Source organism: Slackia sp., assembly GCF_977041755.1.
Genome location: NZ_CDRRGL010000123.1, coordinates 1 through 5,158 on the forward strand (window position 1 = coordinate 1; position 5,158 = coordinate 5,158).

Annotated in this window: 6 protein-coding genes; 5 read left to right on the top strand and 1 reads right to left on the bottom strand. The window is 58.7% G+C overall.

Annotated features, from left to right (window positions below):
* Positions 1-394 (bottom strand): IS110 family transposase (locus ACWI8T_RS07995; protein ID WP_449138561.1); only part of this gene is annotated, 394 nt, incomplete at its 3' end.
* A 382-nt stretch (positions 395-776) separates the two neighbouring features.
* Here ACWI8T_RS07995 and ACWI8T_RS08000 point away from each other — a divergent pair.
* The 5 genes from ACWI8T_RS08000 to ACWI8T_RS08020 all read left to right on the top strand — a co-directional run bounded on the left by ACWI8T_RS08000 (position 777) and on the right by ACWI8T_RS08020 (position 5,140).
* On the top strand, positions 777-1,697 hold the full coding sequence (locus tag ACWI8T_RS08000; protein WP_114615562.1) for a dihydrodipicolinate synthase family protein: 921 nt from the start codon (positions 777-779) through the stop codon (positions 1,695-1,697).
* 259 nt (positions 1,698-1,956) lie between these two features.
* On the top strand, positions 1,957-2,883 hold the full coding sequence (locus tag ACWI8T_RS08005) for an ROK family protein (RefSeq protein WP_449138562.1): 927 nt from the start codon (positions 1,957-1,959) through the stop codon (positions 2,881-2,883).
* 10 nt (positions 2,884-2,893) lie between these two features.
* Positions 2,894-3,571: an N-acetylmannosamine-6-phosphate 2-epimerase gene (locus tag ACWI8T_RS08010; protein ID WP_419074147.1), complete on the top strand. Its 678-nt coding sequence runs from the start codon at positions 2,894-2,896 to the stop codon at positions 3,569-3,571.
* 118 nt (positions 3,572-3,689) lie between these two features.
* The gene (locus ACWI8T_RS08015) at positions 3,690-4,589 is read left to right on the top strand and encodes a fumarate hydratase (protein WP_449138563.1); all 900 of its coding nucleotides are present in this window, start codon (positions 3,690-3,692) and stop codon (positions 4,587-4,589) included.
* Positions 4,590-4,591: 2 nt separating this feature from the next.
* On the top strand, positions 4,592-5,140 hold the full coding sequence (locus ACWI8T_RS08020; protein WP_147269234.1) for a FumA C-terminus/TtdB family hydratase beta subunit: 549 nt from the start codon (positions 4,592-4,594) through the stop codon (positions 5,138-5,140).
* The last annotated feature ends 18 nt before the right edge of the window (positions 5,141-5,158 follow it).

Sequence of the window (5,158 nt, forward strand, 5' to 3'; positions counted from 1 at the left end):
GCGCGCGCACCAGGTCGCGCGCCGCCTCGCACCCGTCGTCGGGAACCCACACCTCGACGACGTTTCCCACGGAGAGCATCCTGGCGAGGAACTCCGCGTCGTTGCGGTCGTTCTTCCTCTTGCGGTCGGCCGAGGGCTTGATCATCTTCGAGACCGCGCCGACGACGCAGTCGACGCCCAGCGCTGCGAGCCTCTTCTGCAGGTCGAACCCGGTGACGCCGGACTCGTAGACGCATTTCGCGGCAGGGTCCAGCGACCTCACCCACTCTGCGACGGCTGCCGCGTCGTAGGCGAAAGTGGCCGAGCGGACCTCGCCGGTCATCGCATCGAGGGCGACGGCCTTTATGGATCGCGCGTGCACGTCGAGGCCGACGAAGGTGGTAGTATTCAACATGAGAGAGCCCCTTTCCATGCTTGTGGCGTGGCCGCCACTTTTGAGTTGGACACTCACATTGTCGGCCTAATCCACGGATTCGCATGCAGCAGGGGCTCTCAATGTTTTCATGTCCTGCTCATATCGTCTCATGTTCTGCCCAGGTTCCCATGGCACCACGCCTCGCTACCGTTCGCATCGCTCACTATGCGCTCGGCTGACTGCGTTCAACTTATGAATAAAACCAGAATGAACGCAGACGATGCCATAGGAACCTGGCCAGAACATGCAGGGGACGAGCTTTCTTTGTTCTTGGGCTGAATTTGCCGCTTACCGCTTGACGCGTACCGACCAGGGCTTACAATTTTATTGTTTGCTGTATCCAACAGAAAAGGGTCTTCTCATGACTGAAAGCAAATTCCATGGCGTTATTCCTCCCGTGGTCATTCCTTTGACCGCCGAGCGTACGCTTGATCTTGAGGCTCTCGAGCGCTCGATCAACCGCATGATTGACGCAGGTGTTGATGGCCTGTTCTTCTTGGGCTCCTCGGGCGAGGTTGCCTTCCTTACCGACGCTCAGCGCTACCATGTGCTGCAGGAGGCCGTTGCCATGGTTCATGGCCGCGTCCCCGTTCTTGCCGGTATCATCGATATGGAGACCCTGCGTGTGGTCGACCAGGCCAAGCGTGCTACGGGCTATGGCGTTGACGGCCTTGTCGCGACCGCTCCGTTCTACGCTTTGGGTGGCCCCAAGGAAACTGAGCGTCACTTCCGTGCCATTCGCGAGCAGACCGATTTGCCGCTGTTCGCTTACGATTTGCCTGTCTGCGTTCACACGAAACTCGATCCCACGATGCTCGTTCGCCTCGGCGAAGACGGCGTTATCCAGGGCGTTAAAGACTCCTCGGGCGACGACGTGAGTTTCCGTTGGCTGTGCCTCGAGAACGAAGATGCTGGCCATCCTCTGCAGGTCTTCACTGGCCACGAGGTGTGCGTCGATGGCGCTTACATGGCTGGCGCCGATGGCTCCGTTCCGGGCCTTGCCAATATCGACCCCTACAGCTACGTTGAGCAGTGGAAGGCTTTCCAGGCTGGCGATTGGGAGAAGGTTCGCCAGATTCAGGACCATCTCGCTCGCTTGATGTTCGTGACTCGCGTCGTGAAGGCGACCGTCGGCTTTGGTGCTGGCGTTGGTGCGTTCAAGACCGCTCTGTGGCAGATGGGCGTGTTCAACACGAACCAGATGCGCGAGCCCGTTCAGGCTCTCGAGGGCGAAGACGTTGCTGCCATTCGTGCGGTTCTCGAGCAGAACGGCATGATGTAGATTTGTTGCGCCGTCCTTACGGGCGGCGCTTCTTCGTTTGAGGCGTTATGGCGCCGTGCGGCCGCGAGGCGCATCAGCTTGCTCTTTGTGCAGGGCTTCCGCGTATGGAATACGAGTGGCTTTATGATGGGCAATCTGGCACGCTTCGTGGCCGTTTGCTGTTTTGGCGCATAAGCGGTTGGCTCATAGCGTGTGGCCGTTTTTGCGGGAATCCCCGGTCGCGGCGTTGTGCGATCGGGATTGTTTTGGAGGTTTTCCTTTGCAATATCCATTCAGCGTTGTTGCTGTTGATGTGGGCGGAACGAAAATTGCGTGTGCCGTCGTGCGTTATGAAAACGCCGATGCTGCACCCATCATTCTTTCGAAGCGTTCGGTTCCTACCGATGCGCAGCAGGGTGGGGAAGTCGTGCTTGCTCGCATTCTCGACCTTGTCGATGACGTGCGTGACGAGGCTCTTTCTCATGGCGAAACCATCGTGGGCGTTGGCGTTGCGACGGCTGGTCGTGTTGACGTGAATACGGGCAATATCGCTTTTGCGAATGAAATCATGCCCGGATGGTCGGGTCAGCCGCTCGGCGATGCGCTGCGTGAGCGTTTCGAATGCCCGAGCGCTGTGCTCGGAGATGTGCAGTCGCATGCGCTCGGCGAGGCACGTTGGGGTGCGGCGCGTGGTGCGCAGACGGCTGTTGTTATGGCTCCAGGCACGGGCCTTGGCGGCGGTATTATTTGCCATGGCAAAATCGTTCGCGGCAAACATGGTTTCGCAGGTGAAATCGGATCGACGATGAATACTTTGGATGCCGGCGATGGCAATCTTGAGTCGGTGGCGGCAGGCAGCGGCATTGAGGCACGCTACTATGCTGCATGCGGTGTCCATCAAACCGGGGCCGAAATCTCCCATCGTGCGCAACTCGGTGAAGACATTGCACGTCAAACCATTGAAAATGCGGGCCGTGCTCTTGGCTTAGCGCTTGCTGGCTGGACGAATATCTTTGATCCCGATATCGCTGTAGTTTCTGGGTCCGTTACGAAGGCTGGCCCCATTTGGCGTGACGCGATGGTGTCGGCATTCAAGGAGCGCACCCCGGGCGTTCTCGCCGATTTGCCAATTGTCGATGCGTCGCTCGGCGATAATGCGCCGCTCATTGGAGCTGCGGAAAATCTGCTGGATACTTTGAAGAACTAGGAGACGGGCAATGAATCCTATTATTGAACAACTCAAAGGCAAGCTTATCGTGAGCTGCCAGGCGTATATGGGCGAGCCGCTTCGCCATCCCGAAACCATGGCGCAAATGGCTCGCGCGTGCGAGCTGGGCGGTGCGGGCGGCATTCGCTGCCAGGGCCTTTCCGACATCTCCGCCATTAAAGGCCGCACCGAGGTTCCCGTTATTGGCATTTGGAAAGAAGGCCATGAAGGCGTCTACATTACGCCGACCTTGCGTCATGCTCGTGCGTGCGTCGCGGCTGGCGCCGATATTGTCGCTATCGATGCTACCGATCGTCCTCGCCCCGATGGCAAAACGCTGGAAGATACCGTGCGCCCGCTGAAGGAAGAGGGTGTGCTCGTTATGGCTGACTGCTCAACCATTGAAGACATTCGCCACGCTTTCGCCATCGGTTGCGATATTGCCTCTACGACGCTTTCTCATCCTGGCGCTGCCATCGATTGCGGCATGGCCGACGGCCCCGATGTGGCGCTGGTCGCCCAGGCTGTCGCGGAATTCCCCGACAAGCCCGTTATCTGCGAGGGTCGCGTGCATACGCCTGCCGATGCGAAGGCTGCAATGGATGCGGGCGCGTGGGCGGTTGTGGTTGGCACCGCCATCACGCACCCCACGAGCATTACTTCCTGGTTCGTCGAGGCAGTGGAGTAAGGTTCTTTGGCCGAGCGGCGCTGGGCTGTGGCTCGTGAAGCGCTGCATAATTTCGCGCATCTTATATAGCCCGTATTCGTCGAAGCTTATTCGGCGGGTGCGGGCTATACTTGTCTTTATGGATACTACGAAACTCATTACAAAACAGGCCGTGGCGAAAGCCGTGCATGAGGCCATCCCGAATATTGCTTGCGTGCTTCCGTGCGACGTGAAACGCTCGCTTGCGGAAGCCCGAAAGACTGAGGGTGAATCACGTGGCGCCCTCGTTCTTGACCAGCTTCTCGAAAATGCGGAAATCGCTGAGCGCGATTGCGTCCCCATTTGTCAAGATACGGGAACGTGCTGGGTCTGCCTTGAAGCGGGTCCCGATGTGCTCGTGCCGGGCGACGTGTTTGCGGAAACCGATGATGCGGTTGCTCGCGCATATACCGAAGCGCTTCTTCGCAAGAGCGTTGTGCGTGATGCGTTTTTTGACCGTACGAACACCGGCGACAACACGCCCGCTTTCACCGATATTCATTTCAGCGAAAAACCTGGATGCAGGTTGCATGTGCTGCTGAAAGGAGGCGGGTCCGACAACGCTTCGCGTGTGGTTATGTTGCCGCCAGGCGCTGGCAAGCAGGGCATTCTCAATGAAGTTATGGATTGCGTTCGCCATAAGGCGGCAAATGCGTGTCCACCGCTCGTGATTGGCGTTGGCATCGGCGGCACGTTCGATAAGGTCGCTGGCATGGCGAAATCGGCGCTCTTGCGCCCCGTTGGCTCTTCGGCGAAGGACGAACGCACGGCGGAACTCGAAAACGAGCTGCTCGATATGGTGAACGCGACGGGTATGGGCCCTGGCGCTCTTGGAGGCAAAACGTTGGCGCTTGCCGTGCATGTGAACACGGCGCCGTGCCATATCGCGGCTTTGCCGCTCGCTATTAACATGGGCTGTTCTGCTATGCGCCGCGCTACGTTTGAATTTAACGCTCAGACAGGTGAATTCGAGCGCGTTGATACGGAAACGGGGGAGTAGGCATGGCCGATTCGATGAATTCTCCTCTCGCATTGGAGTTGCCTCTTTCCCGTGAGGCGCTCGCCTCTCTTCGCGCTGGCGATGCCTGCACGCTTTCGGGCGCTATGTACACGCTGCGAGATGCCGGCCACATGCGCCTGCTCGACGAGCTGCACGAGCGAGGATGCCTTCCGTATGATTTGGAGGGCGCCACGATTTTTTATGCTGGGCCGACGCCTCCTGCAGCAGGTCGACCCTTTGGCGCGGTTGGTCCCACCACAGCATCGCGCATGGATTTCGCCGCTCCTGAGCTGCATCGGGCGGGTATTGCCGCCACGGTGGGCAAGGGAGTGCGCAGCCAAGCTGTGATTGACGCGTGCGTTGAAACCGGCTCGGTCTATTTTGTTGCTACGGGCGGCGCGGCGGCGCTTTTGGCCCAGCGCGTTGAATCTGGCGAGGTCGTCGCATATGACGACTTGGGCACTGAAGCTTTGCGACGCATCGTTGTGCGGGATTTTCCCGTCTTCGTAGGCGTCGATGTGAAGGGAAGTTGTATTTATGACCTCGAATAAGGCCGATCAATCTCGCGG